General features: G+C 66.6%; 20 protein-coding genes. 14 read left to right on the plus strand and 6 right to left on the minus strand.

The window, feature by feature from the left end; translation table 11 throughout:
- The first annotated feature begins 2 nt into the window (after positions 1–2).
- From E1263_RS10370 to E1263_RS10410, 9 genes are all read left to right on the plus strand, one after another.
- Positions 3–629: a 4Fe-4S single cluster domain-containing protein gene (locus E1263_RS10370; RefSeq protein WP_132166997.1), complete on the plus strand. Its 627-nt coding sequence runs from the start codon at positions 3–5 to the stop codon at positions 627–629.
- Complete coding sequence (locus E1263_RS10375) at positions 617–1,108, plus strand: FHA domain-containing protein (protein ID WP_132166998.1); 492 nt, start codon at positions 617–619, stop codon at positions 1,106–1,108. Before E1263_RS10370 ends, E1263_RS10375 begins: the two co-directional genes overlap by 13 nt.
- Positions 1,105–2,976 (plus strand): protein kinase domain-containing protein, encoded by a 1,872-nt coding sequence (locus E1263_RS10380; RefSeq protein WP_132166999.1) that lies wholly within the window; start codon positions 1,105–1,107, stop codon positions 2,974–2,976. The genes E1263_RS10375 and E1263_RS10380 overlap by 4 nt, the downstream gene beginning before the upstream one ends.
- Positions 2,973–3,545: a hypothetical protein gene (locus tag E1263_RS10385; RefSeq protein ID WP_132167000.1), complete on the plus strand. Its 573-nt coding sequence runs from the start codon at positions 2,973–2,975 to the stop codon at positions 3,543–3,545. The genes E1263_RS10380 and E1263_RS10385 overlap by 4 nt, the downstream gene beginning before the upstream one ends.
- Positions 3,546–3,577: 32 nt before the next feature.
- Entirely contained in the window at positions 3,578–4,897 is a 1,320-nt protein-coding gene (locus tag E1263_RS10390) for a hypothetical protein (protein ID WP_132167001.1), read from the plus strand.
- Positions 4,890–6,326 carry a hypothetical protein gene (locus E1263_RS10395; RefSeq protein WP_132167002.1) on the plus strand — a complete coding sequence of 479 codons (1,437 nt, stop codon included), beginning with the start codon at positions 4,890–4,892 and terminating at the stop codon, positions 6,324–6,326. Before E1263_RS10390 ends, E1263_RS10395 begins: the two co-directional genes overlap by 8 nt.
- Entirely contained in the window at positions 6,323–7,414 is a 1,092-nt protein-coding gene (locus tag E1263_RS10400; RefSeq protein WP_132167003.1) for a CHAT domain-containing protein, read from the plus strand. The genes E1263_RS10395 and E1263_RS10400 overlap by 4 nt, the downstream gene beginning before the upstream one ends.
- Positions 7,411–9,351 (plus strand): hypothetical protein, encoded by a 1,941-nt coding sequence (locus tag E1263_RS10405; protein WP_132167004.1) that lies wholly within the window; start codon positions 7,411–7,413, stop codon positions 9,349–9,351. Before E1263_RS10400 ends, E1263_RS10405 begins: the two co-directional genes overlap by 4 nt.
- 133 nt (positions 9,352–9,484) lie before the next feature.
- On the plus strand, positions 9,485–10,375 hold the full coding sequence (locus tag E1263_RS10410; RefSeq protein ID WP_132167005.1) for a hypothetical protein: 891 nt from the start codon (positions 9,485–9,487) through the stop codon (positions 10,373–10,375).
- On the opposite strand, the gene E1263_RS10415 is transcribed toward E1263_RS10410, so the two are convergent.
- Positions 10,354–11,301 (minus strand): hypothetical protein, encoded by a 948-nt coding sequence (locus E1263_RS10415; protein ID WP_132167006.1) that lies wholly within the window; start codon positions 11,299–11,301, stop codon positions 10,354–10,356. The genes E1263_RS10410 and E1263_RS10415 overlap by 22 nt on opposite strands.
- 535 nt (positions 11,302–11,836) lie before the next feature.
- Here E1263_RS10415 and E1263_RS10420 point away from each other — a divergent pair.
- The 5 genes from E1263_RS10420 to E1263_RS10435 all read left to right on the plus strand — a co-directional run bounded on the left by E1263_RS10420 (position 11,837) and on the right by E1263_RS10435 (position 15,465).
- A complete protein-coding gene (locus E1263_RS10420) occupies positions 11,837–12,016 on the plus strand; it encodes a hypothetical protein (protein ID WP_132167007.1) in 180 nt (59 codons plus the stop codon).
- A gap of 166 nt (positions 12,017–12,182) precedes the next feature.
- Entirely contained in the window at positions 12,183–12,359 is a 177-nt protein-coding gene (locus tag E1263_RS42650) for a hypothetical protein (RefSeq protein ID WP_165956567.1), read from the plus strand.
- Positions 12,360–13,898, plus strand: coding sequence for an Hsp70 family protein (locus E1263_RS10425; protein ID WP_132167008.1), 1,539 nt, complete (start codon positions 12,360–12,362; stop codon positions 13,896–13,898).
- A gap of 3 nt (positions 13,899–13,901) precedes the next feature.
- A complete protein-coding gene (locus E1263_RS10430; protein ID WP_132167009.1) occupies positions 13,902–14,993 on the plus strand; it encodes a tetratricopeptide repeat protein in 1,092 nt (363 codons plus the stop codon).
- Entirely contained in the window at positions 14,983–15,465 is a 483-nt protein-coding gene (locus tag E1263_RS10435) for a nucleotide exchange factor GrpE (protein WP_132167010.1), read from the plus strand. The genes E1263_RS10430 and E1263_RS10435 overlap by 11 nt, the downstream gene beginning before the upstream one ends.
- 659 nt (positions 15,466–16,124) lie before the next feature.
- On the opposite strand, the gene E1263_RS10440 is transcribed toward E1263_RS10435, so the two are convergent.
- From E1263_RS10440 to E1263_RS10460, 5 genes are all read right to left on the minus strand, one after another.
- Positions 16,125–16,784, minus strand: coding sequence for a hypothetical protein (locus tag E1263_RS10440; protein WP_132167011.1), 660 nt, complete (start codon positions 16,782–16,784; stop codon positions 16,125–16,127).
- 372 nt (positions 16,785–17,156) lie between these two features.
- Entirely contained in the window at positions 17,157–19,139 is a 1,983-nt protein-coding gene (locus E1263_RS10445; protein ID WP_132167012.1) for a DNA/RNA non-specific endonuclease, read from the minus strand.
- 13 nt (positions 19,140–19,152) lie between these two features.
- Positions 19,153–22,248 (minus strand): ATP-binding protein, encoded by a 3,096-nt coding sequence (locus E1263_RS10450; RefSeq protein ID WP_132167013.1) that lies wholly within the window; start codon positions 22,246–22,248, stop codon positions 19,153–19,155.
- Entirely contained in the window at positions 22,245–24,005 is a 1,761-nt protein-coding gene (locus tag E1263_RS10455) for a trypsin-like serine peptidase (RefSeq protein ID WP_132167014.1), read from the minus strand. Before E1263_RS10455 ends, E1263_RS10450 begins: the two co-directional genes overlap by 4 nt.
- Positions 24,006–24,032: 27 nt before the next feature.
- Entirely contained in the window at positions 24,033–25,469 is a 1,437-nt protein-coding gene (locus E1263_RS10460) for an amidohydrolase family protein (protein ID WP_165956568.1), read from the minus strand.
- Positions 25,470–25,735: the final 266 nt, after the last annotated feature.

The raw sequence follows: 25,735 nt of genomic DNA on the forward strand, positions 1-25,735 counted from the left end.
GGATGCAGATCCTGATCAGCCGGACGGCCTTCCCGGTGCAGGCGCTGGGCCCCGGTGACCGGGCCGCGATCTGGATGCAGGGGTGTTCGATCCACTGCTCCGGCTGCGTCGCCCAGGACACCTGGGGTACGCCGGGGTCCACCCGCAGGCAGGTCGGCGACGTTCTGGACTGGCTCGGCTCGCTCGACGACGTCGACGGCGTCACGATCAGCGGCGGCGAGCCCACCGACCAACCGGAAGCCCTGCAAGCACTGATCGCCGGTGTCCGCCGGACCAGGCCGATGGTCGACATCCTCGTCTATACCGGCCGTTCCGCCCGGTGGGTGCTGAGCCGTGGACGCGCGATGATTGCGGGCGCGGACGCGATCATCACCGAACCCTTCGTCCAGGCCGAGGCCGGCCACCTCCCGCTCCGCGGCTCGGACAACCAGCAGCTGATCGCGCTGACCCCGCTCGGCAAGGACCGGTACGTCGATGGTCCGCTGCCGGACCGGCGCCGGATCCAGCTGGACGTCGCCGACGGCGAGATCAGGATGATCGGCATCCCCACGCCCGGCGTACTGACGGAACTCGTCCGGCGCGCAGCCGCGGCCGGACTCTCCTTCCGGGGCACGTCATGGCAGGACTAACCTGCGCGCACTGTGGCCAGGGCTTCGCGGACGAGTGGGCCACCGCCTGCATCGAGGGCCACGAACGGATGGCCGACGAGGTCAGCTGGGCCGAACCACAGCCGATCCAGAGTTCCGGCACCTCGCAGCCGGTCACGCCGGTTGCGGACCACCAGGTCCAGGTGCTCGTCAACCTGGACGGCCGAGCGATGACGATCGCCAGGAACGACTTCGTCCTCGGGCGGCAACGGACGGCGGACAGCCCGCTCGCGCACCTGCTCGACAACTACCCGAACGTCTCCCGCAACCACGTCCAGGTCAGCGTGCTCCACGATCACTTCCTGATCGTGGACGAGATATCCACCAACAACACCTTCGTCGACGAGACTCCGATCCGGGGACTCGGGCCGCAGCGTCTGGAGGCCCGCGGGTCGTTGCGGCTGGCCCGCAACTGCTACCTGTCGCTGGCCATCCTCGACGATCCCGCGGGGCGCCGATGACCACCACCCTGCCGTCGCCGCCATCTCCACCGGCGACCGAGATCGATCCGCCGTCCGCCGCGACGCCGAACGGCCAGGGTCCGCCGCCGACGGAGGCCGACCGCGCGGACCACGAGGAGGGGCTACCGAGCCATCCACCGAGCTGGCAGGACCTCGGTGACGGCACCGAGCTGCCCTGGAGCGAGCACGCCCGGATCACCCGCTTCACGACCGCGCAGTATGGCGAGGTCGTGGTGAAGGCTTATCGCAGCCGTGGCGATGATCGCCGGCGCATCTGGGACGCCTGGGAGAACTGCCGGACCAATGGCGCTTCGCTGACCCCGCTGCTGCGTACTCACCTTGAGAACGGGATCGCTTTCGAGCTGATGCCGTACCGCCCGGCTCGTTCGGTGTACGAGGTATTCGCAGCCGGGGGTGCGTGGCCGCGAACACCACGCACCACGAAGGAGCTGGAGGCGATCCTTCGGCAGGTCGCCGACACCCTCGCGATCCTGCACGCCGAACAAGCCGACGGAAGGTTCGCCGTGCACGGCGACATCAAGCCGGCCAACCTGCTGGTCGAGCGCATCGATCAGCTCCGCATCGAACTGAGCGACACGGAGTCCGTCGTGCTCGTCGACGAGCTGGATCCAGCCCGGCCAGGGCGGCACGCGACTGCGGCGTACCAGGCTCCTGAGGCCGGGACCGTCGTCCATCGCCCGCAGGACTACTGGTCGCTAGGCATGTCCCTGGTCGAGCTCGGCACCGGCCGGCATCCGTACCAACGCCCCAACGGACAGTTCCACAGCCCCGCGACCATTCGGGCGGAGCTCGCACAGCGCGATCCGGAGATTCCGGAAGGTCTTGATAACCGCTGGCGATGGCTCGCCCAGGGGCTACTGGTCCGCGACAGCTCGCTCCGCTTCGGGCCCGACGAGATCGCTCGCTGGCTCGCCGGTGAGCCGGTGCCGGATGTCCCGTCGCGGCCCGAGCCGGCTCCGCCGACCGTCGAGACGCCGGAGCGCGGTCACACCTTCACCTTCGCCGGCACAACGTACGCCGGTCCACGCGAGCTGGCCGCGGCCATGGGTGCGCACTGGGCGGACACAGTCCGGCTGGTGCTGGGTCGCGATCTGGAGCACCTTGTCGGTTGGGCACAACAGGCCTGTTCGGCTCAGGTCGTAGGGCTCGTCGACGTACAGGAACGTCGTCGGCTCAACCTGATCAATGAGCACCGCGCGGCGGCCGAGCTCATCTGGTGCCTCGATCCGGAGTCGCCGCCGGACTTCCACGGCCGCAACTGCGATCGGGTCGGGCTGGGCGTGCTGGCCACGCAGGCTCTGCACGGCGATCCCGAGGCGGGCACGATCGTCACCAGGCTCTTCGAGTCGTCGGCGCTGGAGATTCTCGCCCACAGGCCGCAACACCAGGACCTGCAGCAGCTTGGCGATAGGTGGCGGCACCTGGTTCAGGTCGCGTTGGAACTGATGGCCCGGCGCCCGGCGGTGGGGCAGATGCCGACGGACGATCTGCTGGTGCCTCACCTCTTGAGCGCGGTCCTGTCGAGGCGGCGCAGCCACGCGCTCGCCGAACAGGCCGCGAGTTGCCTGACGCCACGGTCGACCAACGTCGAATGGTTCCGCAGTCTGGCGTCGACTCCGAACGACGTCGATGCCGCCGCCCACCATGCGGTGATGGTGCTCACTGCTCCACAGGCTGATCTGGAAGGAGCGGCCGTACACCCTGAGCTCGATGCGTGGGCGCGCGCCTATCTGGAACGCACGCTGGCCGCCCGCGAAGCTGCCCAGCAAGCTCCGCAGCAACCCCCGCGAGGCCCACTGGTCCGATTGTTGCGGGCGCTCTGGCGCCGTTGGAGGTACCGCCGATGATCATCAGCCTGCGATCCCGTCCTCAGCTCGGCCGAGCCAGTGCCGTCGGCGTCAACGGCTGGCGTCTGACGTGTACTTCGGACTCCGCGCTCGTGGTGCACGTAGCCGGCGCGGTCGCCATCCTTTTCGCCCGAGCGATCGGCCCGACCGCGCTTGCTGAGTTGGCAGTTGACGCCTGTCTCACCGACGGCAAGGATCCGGTCGCCATGCTGAGCGAGGCCAGAGCCCGATTGGCCCGGGAAGGCAGGGTTCTCGACGCTGTCGCCGTCCAGTCGGCCGCGGTTGTCCTGACACCTGAACGGACCGGCGCGATCGCCGTCTCCGGTGGGCTGCCGGTCTACCTGATCTCCGATGGCTACGCCGCCCGAATCGACCCAGATGTTGCCCAGAGCAACAGGGTTGAGGTGCGGGACTTCACGCTGGCAGCCGGTCAGCAGCTTCTGCTGGTCGACGAACCGCTGGAAGACAAGGGTATTGCGCTCGACTGGCAACCGTCGTACGGCGGGAGCGGGATCGAGCTGCTGACGGAGCGGGCCGGCGGCTTCGTCGTCGGCGTGTCCGTCAGTTGACAGAGATTCACCATCAGACGACCGGGGGCGAGATGACACCGACACCCACCGTGCACAGCCTGCTGTCCGAGCTGTTGAGCGGGCCGGAGTGGACGCAGCGCCTGGCGAGAGGGTCGGGAGCGCAACGCACCGATGTCCTGCGGCAGATCGCGAGCCGAATCGTGTTCGCGCGCTGGGAGGCGGGCCGGACGCCACAGCCGACCGATCCACTGGGCGCCGATCTGCTGCCGATCGCCGAAGCGATGATCGACAAGCACTGTCCGCTGATCGCCGAGGCTGTGGACCTCCAGTTGCGGATCGTTGTCACGGCGGTCGAGCTCGCCGCGGAGCGGGGGATCAAGGTCAGCCGCAGCGCACTGAGCGAACCGGTCAGCAGCGTTGTCGGTGCGGCGTACGTTCAGGATCCGCCGGCTCGGCTCGCTCCGCAGGAGGTGGCGCAACACCTGCTGCGCAGGTTCACCGGTCGTCGGGAACGACTGACCGACGACGAGTTCGTCACGCAGTACCTGGAGAGCTACCACCGTGAGTGGGACGACTCGCCGCATCGGGATCGGGCGTCGTCGATCGGTCTGGGGAGCGATGAGCGACCGCCGTTCGTCCATGCCCGGCGAGAGAATTCCTGGCAGCTCGGCACCGATCGCAGCGTGTGCGGACGCTATCGGCTGCACTTCATCGGCACCGGCCGGCACGATTCACGCACATGCGCCGACGAAGAGGTCCGTCGCGCCTGCGCCGGGTTCGGCCTGTTGCGACCTGAACACCGGGCCGCGCTGCGCAGCATCTCGATCGCATCGGCCGATGCCGGTCGGCTCGCGGACGCCGTACAGGTGTGGAACAACCGGCAACAGGCGCGTCCGGTCGCTGCCGGGCCGGTCGACGAGTCCTTGACGCTCGAGGTCGCGGCCAAGGTCAGAGTGTGGTTCGGATGCTCGTCAGCCGGGAAGCAGCTGACGGCAAGGCAGGGCGATGTCGGCGAGTACTCGGAAGTCTTGTCGATGGCACTGGTCCGTAAGGTCTGGATGGGTCTGCATGCGCACGAGCGGGACGACCGGCCGGCACTGACTGCGGCCGACGTCCACCGGTTGCTCGGTCCAGCCCTCGACAAGGCCGTGCCCGAGGTGGTGCCGCAGTGGATACTCGAACCACCCACCGATCCGCCGTCGACGAAGCGCTGTAATCGGTCCTATGCAGTGCTGGTCGAACACCAGCCGCTGCGCACCGGTACGGCGAGCGAGTACATCGGGTTCGTGCATCGCAAGTATGGGCCGGCCTGGAGCGAACTCGTGCTGACACCGGACGAGTTGCGCGACCAGTTCCCGACCCTGTTCACCAAGGAGGACGGCGATGCCTGACGAGATCGAGGTCCGGACCGCCCCGGACGGCGCCATCGTCATCGGTCCCGAACCGGTCGGTGCCGCCGGTCTCGTGTTCATCGCGCTGACCGACGGTGTGCTCGTCGTCGACCCGATGGCACCTCACGACGCGCCACAGCTCCGGCTCACCGGTGAACCGGCCGAGACGACCGAGACCCTCTTCGGTACGGCGGTCGCCGACGCGGCGCGTGGGGTCGGCGTCCCGGCGCCCGAGCTGGTCGCATCGCCTGAACGAGACGCCCTCGTCAGACTCGGCATCCTCCGCTGGCTACATGAGCGCAGCCCGGTCTCGCTCGACCTGCCGCTGGTCGTCGTCGAGCAACTCGTCCTCGAGGCCGACCTGACCGAACTCCTCGACCCCGACCATCACACCTCGTTGGCGATCCTCGACTGGGTCCCGGCCCTGATCGAGTGGTCCGGAAGAGCTCGTGGCACGGATTCGGATCTTCGCCGTACGGCGGAAGTCGCCGAGGTGATCCTGGCCGGTCTGCGCACCGCCGAGCTCCAGTTGGAGCCCGGCGGCCGGCTGCACACCGATGTCGTCCACGAGATCGAGCTGCTGACCGCGATCTCCGCCTGGGGGCTGAGCGGTGCCGATCCGGACGGAGCCTGGGCTGTGCTGGACGAGCTACGGCCGCAACCCGCCGACGACCTGGGCCACGGTGACCTGCCGTCGTGGCACGGCAACGGGCCGGTCGACTGGGACCGGATACCACCGCGTGCGACCGCTCGCCATGAGGAGGCGGTGTCGTGGTCGATCCGCGGCGGAGCACTGTCCGTCGTGGTGGACGTCTTCCCACCGGCCCCGCATGCGGCCGTCCTCGCGGCTCCGGCCGCGGCGGCGGACCGGACGGGCCGGCTGCAGGCGACGCTGTACGCCTCCTCCTGGCCGTTGCCCTTGGCAAGCATCGACCTGGAACTACGAGCGGAGAGCGACGCATGGATGGGCACGCACCAACTCGACCCGGCGGTGCTGCAACACATCAGCCGGATCGCCGAAACGGCATTGTTCATCGACGTCCACGCCCGCGGCGTCCGCCACCGGGCTCCGATCGGACTTGCCGCGGATCGCGCGAGCGCGGCACGGTGGGCGGCCAGAGGACTGAGCGCGCTCCGCCTCGCCGCCGCCGGACGATCGCGGGACTACCTGCTCAGCACGGCCTCGCAGGCGCTGACTCGTGCCGCCACGTTCTACGGCGGACTACCGAACGGCGTCGGCGGACCAGAAGCACAACAATGCAGGGCTTTGGGGCAGTGGGCGACCGGTGGCGGCGCGCCGCTCAACGTCTGGCGACCGAATGGCTCGGCTGAGGCCGACATGCTTCCTGTGCTCGACCCGAGCGGCGGTCCCGCTGGTCCGAGCGCCGCCGAAGTCTGGTACGCCGCGGATGCGCCGAGGTCGGAATGACCATCCACGTCTGGCGGCTCACCTTGGAGCCGGTCGGTAATGATGTCGCCTGGTCGCTGCTACTGAACAACGGCACCGGCACCAGCGCGGTCGACGCGGGCATCATCCGCGACACCCGCAACGAGGAACATGCCGCGATGGACATCCCTCCGCTTGCTGGCAAGAGCGCTCTACTCGACCCGGACCACGAACGCGGGCTCGCCACCTTGCTGGGAAGACGTCTGCTCCCACCGATGCTGCGCGAAGCGCTGGAAGCGGGGACCCATACCCTCTACGTGGCTACCCGCGGCTGGCTCGCCAACCTGCCGTGGGAGGCACTGGTGATCGACTCGGACAACCGACGGCTGATCGAGGCTGCCGTCCTGGTCGGAGCGATGTCACCGGGCATCATCGCGACCCGGGTCCGTACGGCGGCGCCGTTCACTCCGACAGGAGCCGGCCTGGCGATCGTCGATGCCGGTCCGCCCCGCAACACCGCACGTCAGGACTATTCGATCTATCCGGGCGGACTCCCGGTCGGGCTCGTCACCGACCTTGCGGCGGATGCCGTCGCCCCCGGCGACTACTCGATGAGCGCGGAGATGGCCGGCGAGGCGCTGACCGGAACCCCATGGTCACGTCTCCTGTACCTCGGTCACATCGCAGCAGGTCATCAGGACGAGCCGGCGGCCACCGCATTGGTGTTCCAGCGCAGGGGAGAGGCCGACAAGCTGACCGCGGCGAAATGGCTGGCCGAGCCACAAACCTGGCCGGCGCCCGCACGCGTCGCACTGATCGGTTGTGGCAGTGATGACGCCCGCTTCATGGAGGCGAGCGGACTGCCCGTGGCGGCCGTCAACGCGGGCGCGCACCTGGTGACCTGCACCAGATGGGCCCTGCCTGCCGATGCACCGGCCGACGCGTCAGGCCCGACCACGGGACTGGCGCGCGCCGTACTGCACGCGCATCGCAGCGCCAAGCCTGTGCACGCTCTTCGCGCCTGGCAGGTCCAGCAATTGTGTACCTGGAAGAAGCGCCCGACTCCGGAGGTTTCGCCCTTCTTCTGGGCGTCTCTCGCAACCTACCTGGCTCCGGAGACCAATCCATGACGCGGTCCGACGAGGAGGTCCAGACCGCCCTCGAGGATCTGTTCGCAGGATTCGAGACTCTGATTGCGTCGGGGCAGGAAACCAGCCACGTCGTACGACGGATGGTCGCTGTCACCGACACGGCAGCCGAGCCGGGCGTGTGGCGCGAGGCGCTTGCGGAGGAGCTGCTCGAGTACCTGCGCCGAATGGCGCCCGAGGACGACGACGAGTGGACTGCCAGCGCGCTCAGCTGTTTGGACGCGGTCTGCGAACTCGTCCGGATCTCGCCGCGTCCCGAAATGGCCTGGGCCCTGATCGTGCGGGCGACGTCGACCAAGAAAATTCGTGGTGTCGAGGACCTCACCTGGATCATTGAGCACGCCGATCAGATCGACCGGGAAACGGTCGCGGACGCGTATCTCGAGCGCGCCCGCTCGCGTCCTGAGTCCGAGGTGTCGGCCGCCGTCGACGACTGGACGACGGCCTTCGCGATGGTGACCGAACCCGAGGACCAGATCGGCTGCGCGGTGAACCTGGCCATCGCGTATGCCGATCTCGAGCAGCCGATCGCGGAGGCAGAGTGGTCGTGGCAGGCCGCGATCCTGGTCGAGATCAGCGAACCGTCGCCCGACCTCGATCTACTGCAGGAGGCGTACGCCGCACAGTTCAGGGCAGTGGAGTACCTGCACCGGATCGATGGGTCGGCCAAGCGGATGCGTCCGTTGCTGGACAGGATGTTGTCGCGATCCGGCTGGGCCCCCGATGGCCTGCTCCCGCCACACATCCACATCGTTGCCGCGGGCATCTGTATCCAGGACAACGATGCCGCTGCCGCACTCGTGCAGTTGAACCTGGGTGAACACCGCCTCGGCGAAGTCGAACCCTACTTTCAGGCGGAGTGGCTGTTGTGCCAGATGGAATGTGCGGTGATGCGTTCGGATTCCAGAACCGGCGAACACTTCGCACGGCGCGCCTGGCCGCTGATCGAAGTGGTCGACGACGAGGAGCAGAGAACGCGTTTCCGCTACGTCATCGCCGGCCTCGGGACCGTTACCGGCCCGTGGAGCATGCCGGGTGACGACCTGGCTGCAGTACGGATGCTGAGTTCGGTGTTGACCCGGATGCGAGCGGGCACCGGTGGGCAGGAGGAGATCGAGCTGCTCGATTGCGCGATCCAGGACTTCGACCCAATGCTCCAGGCGCATCTGATGATCGCTGCCTATGCCCTGCGGGCCCGGATCAACAGTGCGCTCGGGCGGGTCGCGGACGCAGCGGATGATTTGCACACCGGTCGGGTGCTGCTCACGGAGATCGAGGCCGACCCACCCGGCGGCTTCCCGCGCGGGATCTCGACCATGCTCGAGCAGTCGGAGGCGATTGTGGAAGTCGTGCGCGGGCATCCAGAGGCCGGGGCGCTACGGCTGGACGAGATCTGGCGAGCTGAACTGGAGGCAGGCGCTCACTCGGCGGCGATCGGCGCGGCGCTGGCTGCCGGCCAGCTGTGGTTGTCGCATGTCCCGAGGCCACATCAAGCGGTCGAGTCGGCCGTCGCAGCCCTGACCATTGCGCAGGAGCTCAGGTATGCCAGGGGGGACAGCAAGGATCGATCAGCTCTCGCCACCTACGTGATGACCGGTCATGCGTTGGCCATCGAGGCTGTTTCAAGGTTGGGGGACTGCAGGCTGATGGCTGAGCTTCTCGAGGTCATCCGGGCTCAGTCGGTGCCGTACGTCTCCGACGATCCCGGCGTCGCCAGTGGTCCGTTGGAGTCCATGCTGACCGAGGCGCTCAGCGGAGAGTATCCAGTGCCGGAAGACGAACAACGTTCCTCTGCAGTGTTGTTGTCGCCACCGCCGCTGATCGTGATGCCGTGGGGATCGGTGGCGATGGCGCCGTGGCTGCAGTACGACGAGATCGCCGAACGTCCCACCGGGCGACTGGTGCTGGCAGACCTCTGACGGCGAGACCGGACAAATAGCTGACAGTTCCCCCTGAACCCGAGGCTCTGGCGAGCGTGGGTCTGACGATGGACCGCAAGGCGGCGACCGGATCTGCTGGCGCCGCGGGTTCGTTGGGGGAGGCTCACCGAGCATGTCTGGCATTGTTGATCCACTGCTTGCCGAGTTCGTCTGGTTCGGGACAGCGACCTTGCGGCGACGCGCACATGTGGCCGCCGGCCAGCCCGCCTGTCCGACGCGGGATGCGCCGTACAGCTCGACCATCGCGATGGTGCACCAGCTCTGCCGCGATTCGGACTGCCTGGGGATCATGCATGACGTCTACGCCCGCGTGCTTCGCCGGCTCGAGAAGCTCGGTAAGTCACTCGAGATGATTGCTGAGCGGCCCGGCTATGTGCGCCGCATCGTCGAATCGCAGGTGGCGGACTGCGAACGCGAGGCACGGGTACGCCGTGGGCTGCCGGCCAAGCCGACCCGCAACGACGGCGCCGCCGGCCGGGTGAACGAAGCTCTGGACGAATGCACCGAAGCCGGCTGGCTGAAGACGTTGTTCCGGATGATGCGTGGCTATGCCTGCAGGGACGGCCGCGCCAGCTCGGCCTGGCCGGTCGATGCCTGGTGCAACGAGAAGAGCTCGCACGACGGGGTGCTGCGTGGCATTGGTACGACGACCGCACGGGCCGAGTTGATGAGCGACATCCAGGCAGTGATCCAGACCGCCGGCCGGGTGGCAGGCAAGCCCTGGGTGAACGACCAGATCCTGCATCCGTTGCAGACCTGCCTGGTACCGCTGGACGATGCCTACGACAGAGCATCGTCGCAGCAGGCACAGCACGCGGACGTGGTGGCGGTCAGCGACCTCCGGCAGCGCTTTCGGCGACTGACTCTTGCGGGAATGCCGTCGGATGCGGCCTTACGTCAATCCGCACTGGAGGTCTTGGGCGCCGAGCCGCAGTGCGCGATCGGCGATGTGCTGGACGATCTGCTGATCCCTGCGCTGGTTCAGGCCCAGCCGATGCCGTAGGCGAGTCCCTGCCGGACATCCGGCCAGTCGGCGACCACGATGTGGTCGCCATTGGGAGTCAGGTGGTGCGCGGTCGGTTGGGCGTCCTCGATGACGGGCGGCGGCACACCGTCGTATCGCCAGACGTGTCTCGACTCGTCATCGTCCTCGAACTGCACGGTGGCTTGGAAAGAGCGCGTACGCCGGACTGCGACGAGTGCGTTGTACGGGCGGATAGAGCCACGCGTCGGCATCGTCACGCTGACGCCGACCCGGTGTGTCTCGCCGGTGTTGAAGGCCCGGGGGAGATGCATGGTGAGGAGCCATGAACTGGTCGAGTACCGATCGACCTGAAGCAGTTCGCAGCCCTCGGTGGCCTCGACGTGGATCTGTGTGCCGTCCGGTCCGTCAGGCAGGTGCGGAACGCTGAAGGACTCACACAGGGTCGCCACACCGTCGTGGGTGACCCTGATGTCGCGGATACCGATGAACCGCGGACGGTCGCCGATGAGGGCGTGCGACTCGATTCGGTCGACGTACCAGCCTCTCGCGTTGAAGGGGCTCGGATCGTCACTGAGCTTGGTCCGGCGCTCCAGAACCTGCGCGACGGCACGGTTCGCCTCGCGGAGCCTGCGGATGATGGTTCGCGGGCCGCGGTCGAGCTCGAGGCCGACGTTCTCCAGCCGGGTGGTCAGATAGGGCGAGTCGTCACCGACGCCGAGCCCGGCCAGAAAGACCTTCTCCAGATCAGGACGAAGGGTCCGCGCCGCGTCGAACAGATGAGCACTGATCAAGCCGCGCCCAAGTGCCTCGTCGGGCTCGTTGTCGCCGAATATCAGCGCGGACAGGAAACGACCGAGACGGTCCACCACGTCGGGCGCATACAGGCCGCGACCGCGATGCAGATCGTTCAGCTCCTTTGCCAACAGGTCGATTCGGGCAGTCATGCCCGGACCTGCGTCATGACGCGAATCGGGATCGGTGAGTGGGGCAGAAGTTCCCTACTCACCACCGAGGAGGTGGGCATCGTGATCTGGCACTGCTTCGGCTCGGCCGGGATCTGGACTGGACTCATGTTCTGGTTCGCCCCGCAAATCAACTGTTGATCGCACGTCATGGATCGTGTCGGCCGGCTGCTTCGCCGGCCGGTGCGATCCCCCCAAGGGTCCACCAAACAGTGACTCCCTGTAGATGTCAATCACAGGAAGTCATCGTCTTCTCTTGCGGCCGGCTCGGCCGCCTGTCCGTCAGTTATGAATGCCACGGCTATTACTGGAGCTCAGGGTGTCGTCGTGGCAAAACGGAAGCGATTCCCTGAGCGGACCTGAGGAGTGAATCATGGCTTGTACGTGTCAATGTGCCTGGTGTAAGGAAGCCCGCGTCAACAACTTCTCCGACCACCGCTGTTCACAGATTCCCAAGTGCCCGCAAAGCAAATGACCGCGCGGGTGTCGTAAAGAAAATCCGTAAGAGGGAGTTGTCATGGCAGATCTACCACCACCGCAGCCGGTATCGGGTGAGAGCCGCCAAGCGGACCAGGCTCAACTCGACAAGTATGCGCGCGAGCAGGAACGGCGCCGCGCCAAGGCTGAAGAGGAGCGGAAGAAGTCCCTGATCGCCGAGGCCAGGCGGCGTGCGAGCGAGACATCACAGCGGAAGTGAACGCCGTACAGCCAGCCTGATCGGCCGGCGAGGTGGCGATGTCCGGCGTTCTGGGGCGCCGGAGACGAGCTGCTTGGGCTGCCCGGAAATGGTCCGTTCGGGCGGTCCGGGCGGTCCTCCATTCGGATCCACAGTTGATAGAAACCACTGGGAAGGAATCACGGCGGTGGCGGAGAACGAGGTCTACTATTGCGGCGATTGCCGGCGCCAGCAGCGTCCGGCGCAGGGGATCTTCTGCATTACCTGCAGCGACAAGTGCCGAACGGTGTCTTGGTACACCGATCGGGAATCCGAGTCCGACGCGCTCAGAAAATTCAAACACATGAATCCGGGCAAGGCCTAGATGACGGCGGTTGGCCGGATCGTCGGTATCGATCTGGGGACAACCTTTTCGGCTATTGCCACTGTCATGCCGACCGGGAAACCGGTAGTGCTGTCGAATCGCGAAGGTGAGCGGCTCACTCCGTCGGTGGTGCTGTTCGAAGGCGCCCAATCCGTCCTCGTCGGCTCGATGGCGAAACGCTCCGCGGTGACCGCGCCGCTTGACGTGGTGGAATTCGTCAAGCGTCAGATGGGCAACCCGGACTGGAAGTTCGAGACCTCGACCGGCGAACAGTACGGTGCCGAGGCAATCTCAGCGATGATCCTGACCCGGCTGAAAGAGGACGCCGAGCTGGTGCTCGGTGCTGGTCAGGTCACGGATGCAGTCATCACCGTGCCGGCGTTCTTCGACGATGCGCGGCGCCGGGCGACCAGGGACGCGGGCACGATCGCCGGGTTGAACGTCCTGCGTGTGCTGAACGAGCCGACCGCTGCAGCGCTGGCGTACGGGTTCGTCAATCACGGTGACCAGACGGTCCTGGTGTTCGACTTGGGTGGCGGCACGTTCGACGTCACCGTGCTGCGCATCGCGGGCAGTGACTTCGACGTGATCGGAACCGACGGGCTGCACGAGCTGGGTGGTTTCGAGTGGGACAACCGCCTGATGGAATGGCTCAACGATCAGTTTCGGCAAGCCGGTGGACCGGATCTGAGTGAGCCCTTCGAGTCCGCGGCTGACCTGAGGGACAAGGCCGAGTTGGCCAAGCACGTCCTGAGCCAGGCGACGACCGCCCGGGTCGTCCTGAGCGGTGGCGGGGTGACCAAGTCGATCATCATCACGCGGGAGGTGTTCGAAGGGATCACCGCCGATCTCCTGAACCAGTCCCGCGATCTCATGATCTCGCTGGTGGAAGAGATGGGTCTGGCCTTCAGCGACATCGACAACATCCTTCTGGTCGGCGGCTCGACGCGGATGCCGATGGTGCCACGAATGGTGGCGGACATCTCCGGCCGGCAACCGCTCCAGGTCGACAACGTGGACGAGTTGGTCGCCTTGGGCGCCGCGATCCAGGCGGACTTGCTGGGGCCCGATGGGCCGATGCTGGACGGCCCGGCGCCGCGGATCAGCGATGTGACGTCGCAGGGCCTGGGCGTGATCGCCTTGAACGATCAGCGGATCCCGTGCAACACCATCGTCGTCGCCAGGAACTCCAAGATTCCCAGCCAGGGTGCGGAGATCTTCGGTACGGCCGACGACGGGCAGACAGCGATCCGGGTGCATGTCACTCAGGGGGACGACGAGGATCCCGGGTATGTCCGGTTGGTCACGAAGGGGCGCTATCCCGATGGTGGACAGCCGCTCGCGATTCCGCCGTACGACGCCGGAGCGCCGATTCAGGTGGTCCTGCACTACGACATCGACCAGACCATTCAGGTCGAGGTCATCGATCTCACCGCGGGTGCATCGCTGGGCACGTTCGAGGTCGACAACGTGGCGAACCTCACCGACGAGGAACTCGCCGAGGCTATCCGTAAGAACAAAGAACTAGGGGTGGGCTGAGTTATGACGGACACACTGGAACTGGTCAACTTCTACGAGCTCCTGAGCATCGCGGAGACCGCCGATGACGAGACGGTCAAGCGGGCCATCCGGGAGCAGCGGCGGTCGTGGAACAAGCGGGCGGCCCAGGCCGATCCGGTCAAACGTGCGCAGGCCGAGCAACGCATCCGCGATCTGGCGGAGGCCGAGCGCGTCCTGCTCGAACCGGCCAAGCGGCGTCGCTTCGACGAGCAGATCAGGACGGCACGACCGCGGCACGTCGAGCCGGCCAGTACCGACGACAAGCATCGTGACTGGCTGGTCGCGGCCCGGCAGTACTTCGAGCAGAACAACGCCCATTCGGCGTACTACGCGGCCCGAGAAGCCATCGCGGTGAATGGGGCGGATCATGAGGCCTGGTCGATCCGGGCCAACTCGTCGTTCCTGATGGGCAAGTACGGCGACGCGGAGTTCGAGTTCAACGAGGCCATCCGGCTGCAGCCGAACAACGCGGGATATCACTTCGACCTGGCCGAAGCCTACGCCGCGCGGGAGCAGCTGGTTCCGGCGATGAACGAGTACGAGATCGCGTTGCGGCTGGAACCCGGGGACCCGGTGTATCGCACCGCGATCGCGAACATCCTCATCCATCAGGGCGCACCTGAGAAGGCGCTCGAACTGATGGAGGCGGTGGTCAAGGAGTACCCGGCCGTCGAGTTTTTCCAGTACTACCTCGCGCTGGCGCTGCACGATGTGAATCTGACGAAGTGGTCGCGGATGCAGGGCGGAACGTACATCCTCACCTCGGAGGCGCAGATCAGGGTCACCCAGCAGATGTCCGGACGAGCCTTGAAACTCAAGTACGACGACAAGGCGCTGCGCGCATCTCTGACCGAGAACCTCGACTTGGCCGAACGGGCCGAGCAGGTGAAGTTCTTCCACTCCAGTCTCGGCGGCTGGGCGCTCGCCGCGTTCGTTGGGCTCCTGCTGATCGCCTACCACGGCCTCGGGATCCTGATCATCGCCGCTGTCGTCACGCTGTACGTCGTACTGCACCGGATGCCGGTCTGGAAGCACAACGCGAAGCTGCTCGGCATCGCCCGTCATGGAGTCTGAACGCACGGAGCCGTCGCTGGCGGAGCTTCTCGAGGAGATCTCCGGGTTGCGTGACCTCTTCCAGCGTCGGCTCCTCGAGGACAAGGTGAAGGGCCGGCAACTCGATGAGCTGTCCAAGCAACTGGAGGGCAGCCGCGGGGGTTTCGGCGAGCAACTGCTCGGCCCAGTGTTTCGATCCGTGCTCCTGGTCGTCGATCGCATCCGGTCGTTGGTTCCGCCAGAAGGCGATCAAGCGTTGGAAAGTATCGCTGACGAACTGCTGGAAATCCTGCGGCGGCAAGGAGTACGTGCCGTTCCCGAGGAGAGCTCCTTCGATCCGCGGCTGCACGAGGCTGTCCGCAGCGAACCGGTAGACGGCCACGCTCACGGCGACGTTCTCGACGTGCTCAGGCCGGGTTACCTGCTTGGCGCTCAACTCCTCCGCCCGGCTCAAGTCGTAGTCGCATCGTCCAAGGTGGATCAGCCGCGCTGAGGATCTCGGCCGGCAGAGCCTACAGAAAGAGCGTGGATTGGTATGGCTCCGAAATGTCTGCACTGTGATGTGCGGATGTGGCTTCACGAGACTGTCCAGAAGCAGGACTGTCCTTATGGCCGGTACGAGTGCCGGACCCAGATCTGTTCGACGTCCCGACGGGATGGGCGTGGAAGACTCGTCGACAAGGGTGCTATCTCGCGTTATGTGCGGCAGGCGGGAACGGCTGAAGGCGACAAGCTCACCCGCGGGACATGCGACCAGGTCAGCAATGGTTCGCGCGGCGCTTGACTCAGAGCGACACCGGTTGGGCACGCTGCGGGCGACAACTTGCTGCGACGCCAGGAACACCTGTGCGTCGGCGCGATCGCGGCGAGCATGTGCGTCGGCGACTGCGGCAGGCGCACGCAAGTGCCAGCGCTGGACTACCGTGACACACTGCGTCGCGGGCCCCGTGACCACGCCGCTCCGGCGACCGGATGTGCCGAAATCCGGCTGCCTCCAGTTTCGACGCTCCACTGGGCCGAGGCGACGGTGATCTTGATGCAGACGTGTCACGAGATAACCGCTTCAACAGCCCTCCTGGACGCAAGCCGATGCGGCGCCTTCGGTCGTCGCCCACGTCCGAGGCCCGGGCTACCTAAGTCCCGAGTCCAGGTTCAGGCATCGGACAGTCGTCCCTCCGACGAGCGGGATGCGTACAGGCCTTGCTTCTGGGGCGGGGCGCTCAAGTTGCGGAAATCATCGAATGCTGTTGGCAGGATGGCCTCGAGCTCGTTGACGACAGACGCGATCTTCTGTTGGAGCGAGGGCTCGTCGAGTCGGCAGGGGACGAATCTGGTCAGCAGCATGTGCTGGCTGGATTCGGTGAGGCGGGCGACCAGTAGGGCGAGAACGAGATCGTTGTAGCTTTCGGTCGGCCATCTGCGAACGCCGACAGCGATGATGGCTTCGATGAGAGGTCCGTCGGCAACGCCCTGAAGACGCCATCGCGGTACAGCCGCGCTCCCGCTGTACGTCGGCGGTGGCCATCCGTCCATGGTGCCTTGAGGATCGTGTGATGTCTGCGCGAGTCCAGCCCCTGCTGCCAACTCCTGAACCCGTTGGAAGACGGGAGCTGAGAATGCTGATAGGACCTCGTAATAGCGAGTGTTGAGGTCTGCCTCGCCCGCGGTCGGCTGTGGAACGACGGCTGGGGGGAGCCGCGCGATCTGTTCGAGGTACTCGGTGTCGTGGCCTGAGCCGGCAGACTTGAAGGCGTCTTGAGCGACGCTGATAAGCGAAGGGAGGAAGTTCAGTTCGGTGATCACGACGTCCATGGAGCCATTGGCAGCGTAAGTGGCCGTCAGTAGCTGGTTTGCGGAGTTGGAAGCGACCTCGAGAGCGGAGGGCTGGAGGTGGAGCCTGTCGATGGTCGCGTGAAGTCTGGTAGTGCGGCGCGGGGGAAAGAAATAAGCTCCGGAAGTTGGTGCTTCCGGAGCCTTCGTTCTGCCCGAGGCCTATGTCGAGCTCATCCCGGTGTTTTAGATCGACGTACAACGTACGAGTCGCTGCTCTACCACGTACTCACCGCCGTGGGTGGCGGCCAGATCGCGGCTCGGCAGCCGCAAATTGGCCGTGGAAGTGATGACTGCCATCTGACGAGCTTCACCACTTGGCTAATTCCTTTCCTGGAGGATGAGAGAGGCGAGTCAGGTGACGATCTGTTCGAAGGAATCCAGCGGGACGAACACCGGCTCGCGGGTGCTGACGGCCTCGTCGCCGATCCGCGCCTGGCCGAGTGGATCCGCGGGGATGTAAGCGGACAAGTCGTACCCGGTCGCGTCGGCGAGGTCGGCGATCGCGATCTGGAACGTGCGGTACGGACCGAGGACGAAACCTTCGACCGCTTCCACCCGCGACCGCTTCTCGAGCAGCTCGCGGATCATGTCCCCTTGGCTGAGCAGGTACGCCGTCGCGTGCAGCTTCTTACCTCCACTCGCCGGCATCACCACCAGCTTCCAGAACTCCCGCGGGACGGGCAGTCCGTCGACGATCTCCGGATCGTCGGTGCGGAAGACCGGCCCGGTGAACACACACGTCTTGAAACCCTTGGTCCTGGCACTGTCGAGGATGTAGTTCTCCAGCCCCAGCCACAGCTGCCTGCCCTGGTTGAGTTGCGAGTGCTGGAGGGCCGCGTTGACGTAATGGAAGGTGTCCGCATTGGCGTCCTTCGCCAGCTGGGTCGCGTCGTTGATGCTTGTCGCCGCTACGTCCCAGTTCGGGTCTTCGCGCCGGACCATGTGGCCGCGGTCAATCTGGGGATCGCTGTAGTCGGCCTGGCTGAGCTGGATGTCCGCGGGGATCCGCTTGTCGGCGAACCACTTGTCGCGGGTGCGCTTGATCCGCACCGAGTGCTCACCGTCGATGTTGACCGCGGTCATCAACGGCTGCTTGCGGTCCGCACGGTACTTGACGCCGAAATGCGTGTAGCGCAGCTCGAACGGCTGGTCGGGTACTTCGTCACTCGGCTGTGCGAGCGTCGCCTCCGTCGCGGCATCGAGGACGGGCCACGGCGCGGCCAGCTTCTTGCCGAGGAACCGCGGGTCGTACCCCTCTCGTCCGGCGAAGAACGTGGCCGCGTGGGCCCCGTCCGCCGCCTCCGTCGGTGCCTTCTCGACCGGGCCCCGGGCCCGGCCCACCGGCCGCTCACCGGCCAGCAACCGCCTCAGCGTGCCGACGCCGACAGCATTGTTCTGTACGCCGTATTGTCCGGAGAAGTGCAGTCCGACCACGCGCTTGTTCTCCAGGCTGATCAGTGGGGAACCGGAGTTGCCGCCCAGACTGGTGCAGTCGTGGCTCAGGGCCTGCCCACCGCCGAGCGCCTGCATGACGAACCCGGGCGCGAACCGCTTCACATCGAAGATGCCCTGGAAATAGCGGGCCTGGTCGTTCTTGTCGTTCCGAGAGTCGTAGGCCGGGTACCCGATCAGCGCAACGCGCTGGTCGCTCTCCGCCTCCTCGTCGGCCAGCGGCAGTGCGGACGGCAGATCGGGCTCACCCTCGATCCGGAGCAGCGCGACGTCCGGCGACGCGTCGTCGGCGAGGTAGATGATCTTGGTGACCAGGATCGGTGTCGCGTCGCCGGGGTTGGAGTGGACCTCTTCCTTGAAGTCGAGCCGAGCCTTGTACAGGATCCCGGCCGGCGAGCGCAGGAAGACGCCGCTGCCGTCGGCCACCCGGGCAGCGACCAGCTTGGCGACGTGCCGGTTGGTGGCGACGACACGGCTGGTGGCGGTCGGCTCGTCGATCACCCAGCCGGTGCCGCCCCACTCCATGTCGTGGTTGACGAACTCCACCCGCCCGACGGACTTCACGAACGGCTCGACGCCCTTGATCAGCACGTCGGTACCGGCATCGAATTCGGGCAGCGGCTGCAACACCACCTCGTCGTTCTCGATCAGCAACGGCGGCCGCCCGAACCGCCGTACTATCGCCTCCAGCGGATCGAGGGAAAGCACACTCTCCAGGTCGTCGCCTTTGTCGAGCAGCTCCGCATCCTGCTCCGACACCAGCACCGGCGGAACCTCACCGGCGGCGATCGCCTGCGCAATCACCTCCCGCAAAGCGGGATTCTGCAGCCTCTCCTCAACCCGGGCCCGTCGTACAGCCTCGTGCTGCGTTTCGTCTGGCATTGCCCTTCCCCCTCTAGATCCTGTAACGCCGCCTTTGCAGCAGCACTGCCACCCCTGGCACGAACGCACTCGGCAGGTAGCGCCGCAGAAGCACCTCCGCCGCACCCGTCACGTCATGCCGATCCCGCGCGGCCTGAGTCGCGTCGGCAAACACCTTCGGTGCCCGTCGTTCGAGCAGCCCGAGTACGTCGTCAGCCGTGAACCCCGGGCACCACGCCTCGAGCTGCGCCTTGGCCGCCCCGTACTGATCCGGCCCGTCCTGCAACGCCGCCAACCGATCCACGATGGACACGTCCACCGCCCGCGCCCAGTTTCTTGGCTTGGTCTTCGACCCGTAGGACCACGATGCAGCAGTCGTACGCCGCCACCGCTCAGCAGCCATCCCCACCAGCCGCAGATCAGGGTCCTCATGGAGGTACGCCGCAGCCCCGACCGCCTCCGCCAGCAGCCCCAGATCAGTCAGCACCTGCAACGCCTGGGCCGTCCCATAGTTGTGCCACGGCTGAGAACCTTGCGGTGCAAGGAATCCCAGTACATCGAGCCCTTCCGCAACAGACGTCATCCACGCGCCGACGTATTGGTGATCCGGCAGCTGGCTCATCGTGCTGACCAGATCGGCGAACGGCGACAACACCGCGAACGACCGCGCCGCCAGAACCGACGCCTCAGCCCTCCCGAGATCCACCGGACCGGTCTGCCCGGTGATGCGCTCCCATCCGAGGGAGTCGCCGGGGGATGAGGCGGCGACCCGTTGTTCCCACCAGGCCGCGGCGTTGCCGGCCGCGTCGTACCACTTGCCTGTCCGCTCAACCTCGATCCCGGCCCGATGCAACGCGAACCGCAGCGCCCCACCGACACCGGCCGCTGTCGACTCGAGCCCGAGCCTCAGCACATTCCGGCCGCCCTCCGGGTCCTCGACGAGGGCTTGGACGCAGGCGTCGAAGTCGAACTCACCACCCATCTCCAGCAGGCACATCAGGTCGATGAAGGGCAGGCTCGCCGCCGGCGTGAACGGATGAGTCCCCCTTACTCGCACCCAGCCGCCGTGCCGGGCCAGCAGGTTGCGGGCTTCGCGCCAGCGGCCGGAGCGCCAGAGGAACGTGATGGCCGGGATTGCGTCCGGGCCGGTCGGGTCGAAGGACGCGTCGGCGTACGCGCGGTCGTAGATGTAGTTGGCCTCCGGCCAGTCCGAGCGCTCGTTCATCGCGCGCAGTTCGGCGACCGCGTTCGGGTCCAGCGCTCGGCCTCGTGCGGTCCGCTCACCGCGGTAGCTGGTCGACCGTTCGCCTTGGCTCAGGAGTACGACGTCCTGCGCTGCCTTCGGGAGTTCCGCAATCGTCGTCGGGTCCAACTGCGCGAGTACCGCGGGGTCGATCGGGGGTACTGCGGACCGACGGCGCATCAGTTGGAGTTGGTGATACGCCGACTCGACCGCAGACCAGGTCTCCGGGCGCGCCCCGAACCACTTCGCCGCAGCTCGGTCGATGCGTGCCGCCTTCGCCGGACCCGCGTCGTACAGGAGTGGCAAGAGCACGGATCGCATGTCGGTGCGATGCCGCACGAAGCCGCCGATCGCAGGTTCGACCAGCCAGTGCTGATTCGCGAGTGTCTCGAACAGCTCGTCCGCCTGCGCGACCGTCAGTCGCTTGAGCCCCACCTGCGGACCGACGACGTCGCGGATCACCTCGGCGTTGATCAGCCGGACGACCAGCCCTGGAACCGCCAGCTTCTTCAGAGCCTCGTCGTCGAGCCGAGACAGGATGAAGCGGTACAGGTAGGGCACCGCGAGCTCACCCCGGCCGCGCGCCTTCGGCAGATCCTGGGTCCCGTGCTCGTTCGCGAACTTCGCCGCCAACCGCAGCGCCAGCGGATTCCCGTCGGCGATGATCCGGAGGTCCGCCCACGACTCCGGGTCGACATCGAGCCGCTCCAGCAGGTGATCGGCGCTGTCGGCATCCAGACCGGTCAACGGGATCTGGTCCCCGACGTACGGACTCGTACGGTTCAGCGCTCCACCTCGTCCGGCACCGACGATCGCGATGGGGACGTTGAGGACGGTGGCGAGTTGGTCCAGCCAGCTGAACAGCCGGACGGGATGGGTCTCGCCACGGGCCCGCAGTACCTCCAGCGTGTCCAGCGTCAGGAAGATCCGGCGCGGTGGACTACTGAGCGCGTTCGCAAGCACGGGACCCAGTTCTTCGGGCACCCGCTCCTGTCCCTCGCCTTTGAGTAAGGGCGCACTGGCCACCCGTTCCCGCGCTTGCTTGATGGGTTGCTCGGAACCGGGAAGTTGCGCCGACACCTGCCGGGCGAACTCCAGCGTCAGCCCGGCGGAGTCCAGTACGTCGAGGCCGGCTCGATCGAAGTCGAATCGAACCACGATCCACTCGTCGTCGCGTCGAAGCAGGGTCGCGGCAACCTCCTCGAGCAGCGCCGACTTCCCGATCCCCGGCAGACCGTCGACGTACAGCGCCGAGGCTGGTCGTCCGGCAACCGCACTGCCGAGCCAGCGCACGATCCGATCGATCTCTGCCTGACGTCCGAAGAACCCGCGGTTCTGGTCGGTGGACGCGACAAGATCGAGATGGGTGAGCGCCGCGTTGACCCGGGGCACCTGCTCGTACTGCGGCGCGAGCGGCCCGGCCCGGCCGAGCCCGAGAGCAACCCGCTCGAGCAACTCGCGGTCCGTGTCGTCACGCACCGCCGCTGCGATGGCCTCGCCGGCGAAGATCCCGACTTCCGAGATCGCGCACAGCAGATCGTCGGTTGCTTGATCCGGCTCCTTCTCCCAGCGCCAGGCGACCGCGCTCTGCACCCGGCCGTCGGCCGCGAGACCGTTCAGGATCCGCCGCCGTTCGGCGGTGCGCATCAGCCACTGGCCGGTGACGGCGGACAGGACCGTGTCACAGGCCTGCGAGAGACCGGCTGCGATCGCGGTGAGCTCGCTCGGACCGGCTGTGTGCACCTGATCGATGCTGCGCAGCGCCTGGACCGGATCGAACGGACCGGACAGGGCGGCGTACACCCGGGCCTGGTCGATGCCTTGAGCAACGATCGGCGGTTGCTCTGCGACCGCTCGCTTCGGCAGCACCTCGTCGTACTGGGTCATGGCGTTTCTCCGAGCGCACGCAGGAGTGTCAGGTACGGCTGCAGCCTGTCGACCACTGTGCCGAGATCCTTCGCCGCATACCGCTCGTTGAACGGGACAAAACCTTGGAGCGCGATGTCGGCCTGACTGTTGATCACGACTGGATCAGCCGCCTCGGTGAGCTCGGTCGCAGCCCGGGTCAGGCAGTCCTTCAGATCCGCCCGCGTGAACCCGCCGAGGTAGTCGACGACCAGCCCGGCCGGGCCGTCACCGCCGGCGACATCGGGCGTGGCGAACTCGAGCCCGCCCAGCCGCACGGTCTCGAGACCGGCGACGACGACCCGAACCTGCGGCAACGTCAGGCACGCCGCGATGAACCCTTCCAGATGCAGCCGGACCGGGTCCGACATCCGGCCGGACGGGCCGTCGAAGAAGAACCACACTGTTCGTCCCAGCTTCGAGGCTGCCTCGTTCACAGCGAGCGCGAGCCGGGCAGCCCGGTCCCGTGCCGCTGCCTCCGGAGCTGCCTGGACCGGATCTACCCCACCCGGCGACGGCGGCTCGATGACCGCGAGTCCGGAGGCCTCGACGCGTTGCGTGATGTCCAGCATCAGGTCGGGCACCGCGTCTCCGACGGGTACCCGGACGGCGAACTGCGCGCCGCCTTGCCGAAGCAGCAGTTCGTCGAGAATGCGGTACGAGAAGCCAAGACCGGTCTCGTCGTCGTCGGTCCGCTTCACCCTGATCCCACGGACGCGAGTACTGCTCTTGCTCGCCTCGGCAACGCTTCGGACGAAGAGGTCCCGGCCGATGACGAGGCGGTCACTCCGTCCGTCCAGGTGCCAGAGCTCGGTCGGTGAGATGTCCTTCTGGATCAGCCCGGCGACGGCGTCGAGGAAGAGGTACGCCGGAACGAACCGTCCGTACTTGCCCTTGTCTGTCTTGCCCTGATGCAGCCCGAAGAACTCGAACCGATCGTTGAAGCAGGCGCCGCCGGACGAACCGCCCGCAGTCTTGACGTCGTGCCGCAGGCGGACGCTGACGCCCCGGATCTTCCAGGTCGTCCCGTCGCCCAGCCCTTCGTCCACCCCGGCCGGAAAATCGAGCAGGTACAGCTTCATCCGCGACGTCGCGGGCGGCGCGGTCGGCGGCATCCGGACGAACCCGAGGTGCCGCGCGGCCGGCTTGCGCAGGGTGAGCAGGGCGACATCGTGACGATTCAGTACGTCGGCATCCTGTCGCGGGGCGATGCTCTTCCACTCGTCGGCGCCGCACGGCGACTCGAACGACGGCGGGATCGCGGCCTCGTGGGTGCTCTTGTCAGACAGCACCACCGTCACCTGCGGCGGTGGGCTCTCCACGATCCCTGGGCCCTCGCGCCGGACCACGTGCCACGTCGTGAGCACCAGCCCTGGACCGACCAGGCAGCCAGAACCCGCGAACCGGTTGTCCACCTCGATCCGGCACCGGAAGCTCTTCGCCCGTTCCAGGAAGTGGTGCATACCCTCGATGTTGATCCGCCCGGCGCCGGCCGCCGTACCGTCGATCTCCACTCCACGGGCCCGCAGCGCCTCACCGAAGGCGTCGAGAAGCTCGAGGCCGCGAAGCTGAATGATGCACTGCTCGGCGGCATCTTTGCCGAGGAACGCTGCCACCGCCCCGATGGAGGCAAGGTTCAGCGGATTGGCGACGTCCTGCTGGATCGCCGCCAATGCCTCGTCGGCGACCGCCGGGTGGGTCTTGATGATCTCGATGAGCTCGGCTTCGTCCCACGACATGGGAAGGCCTCCCTGTCCATTCCGTGGCTAGGCAGGGCGGGCCAGCCAGGCCGGCGTACGACCGGGCGCATAGCGCTCGTACCGGTCCCGGAGTCTGCGGTTGTTCTTGTTTCCGGGATCGCCGAACCCGAGGAAACGCAGAGCGTTGCCGCCCATGAAGTCGTCGGCCGGACCCGATCCGAGCTTGTCCCGGTAGAGGTCGCGGTACGTGCTCAGGAACTTCTCCCACTCCGGGTAGATCGCGAGCATGAACCAGTCGCTGCCGTACATCAGCCGTTTGCCCATCACCGCGGTCGCGGGCCGGCCGAACATGTCGTGCAGCCGGTCGAGGTACGGCCCGGACAGCGTGCGCTCATGAATCTTGTGATCGCCGACGTCGGCGTACAGGAACTCGAACTGCGCGGCTGCGTTCGCGATCTGCCAGATCCAGGCGTTCGGGTGCTCGACTGCGTGGGCGCCACCGAAATGACCGAGGTTCACATGCAGACCGGCGTACTTGCCGAGGACATCGAGCCAGCCGCCGGGGCCGGCCAGACCAGCGGCCTGGTACGCCGGGCTGGCGTACTGCGAGTTGTTGCAATGTGCCGTGATCGGCACCTGCTCGTCCTTGCACCACGTGTAGAACTCATCGAGTACGTCGTTGAGCGCCTCGGCCTCCTCGGCGGTCACATCGCCGACGGCCACGTTGTGCAGCGGACGGAATCCCATCGGCGGATAGAGCTTCACGCCGACGAACCCGAACCGGGTCACCGCGTCCTTCACGATGGCCAGCGGGGTGTCGATGTCACCGGCCCGCCGCGACCGCACCTCGTGGCGCGGATCGAATCCGACGAACGGATGCACCCGCGCCATGGTCGGCCAAGGCAGCTGTCCGAGCATGCTCAGTCGACTGATCTGCTCCTGCAGAATGACCTGCTCCCGAATCGTGGTCTTCGCCTGGTCACCAAGCGCCGTTCCCAGATCGACGAGCATCGGGCAGAACAGATCCACCTCTGGATAGGTGGAAGTCAGCACCCCCGTGAGATCCAGCCGGGACTTCGTGAACAGCTTCGCCCACGTCACCGCTCGCCGCACGGCCTTCGCAGCGTCGAACAGCCCCTCCTCGATCCCGGCGTCAGTCTCAGCGAGCTCCTGCCCGGCACGCCGTACCAGCTCCGGGTTGCGCTGCAGCAACTCAGTCAGCTCCGCATCAACCTCGACCCCGAGCTGATCAACCGGATCAATCAAACGCTCCGCCGGTTCCAGCCCCTCCAACCCGTCCCCGAACGTGCTCCCCCCAAGCAACGAATCAAGCCGAGCCTTCTCCTCGGCAAACCCCGGGGCCCCCTTCTGCACCACAGCATCAAGTAGGGCAGCAACCGCGCCACTCCCCACGGCGTCGTGCAGCCCCACATGCCGGACAAACCCTCGAACCGGCAGATCGTCCCCGTTGAAGTTGTGACAATGCACATCCACCACAGGCATCGCAATCCCTCCCCCCACAAAGAGGAGCACCGCGACCCGCCCTTTGATACAACCCGACCAGCAGGTATGCATTCAAGGTCCGGTGGGCCAGTCCGTCCCGGCCTCAAGCTCGACGGCAGCGGGACTGAAGATCGGCAATGACTTCCATCTCAGGTGGGGTTGGGGAGGCGGTTGCGGGTTCAGTAAGCCGCGTTGCGTGCGACGGAGGAGCGCGCTGGAGCGGCGGCGGTTGCGGGTGGGCGGTTCGCCGAATTGTTAGTGAAGGA

Origin of the sequence: Kribbella antibiotica (assembly GCF_004349055.1) — a bacterium.
GTDB lineage: Bacteria > Actinomycetota > Actinomycetes > Propionibacteriales > Kribbellaceae > Kribbella > Kribbella antibiotica.